Origin of the sequence: Psychrobacter sp. TB55-MNA-CIBAN-0194 (assembly GCF_040309505.1) — a bacterium.
Classification (GTDB): Bacteria; Pseudomonadota; Gammaproteobacteria; order Pseudomonadales; family Moraxellaceae; genus Psychrobacter; species Psychrobacter fozii.
The window spans coordinates 1-206 of the sequence record NZ_JBEOOW010000896.1; the positions used below are offsets into that span (position 1 = coordinate 1).

General features: G+C 45.1%; 1 protein-coding gene. It reads left to right on the plus strand.

Annotated elements, in window-relative coordinates; genetic code table 11:
• Nucleotides 1-206 (plus strand): calcium-binding protein (locus AAEY75_RS17515; RefSeq protein WP_352260465.1); only part of this gene is annotated, 206 nt, incomplete at both ends.

Genomic DNA, 206 nt, shown 5'->3' on the forward strand with positions numbered 1-206 from the left:
AATGGCGCAACCAACTACCGCATTGACCAAATCAAACTGGCAGATGGCACGGTTTGGGATGTTGATCATATTAAAGAGCAAGTTATACAAGCAAGTGACAGTAACGACGCAATTCAAGGTTATAGCAGTGCAGATACTCTATTAGGTCTAGGGGGTGATGACACCATCATTGGTAACGCAGGCAATGACACTTTAGACGGTGGCGA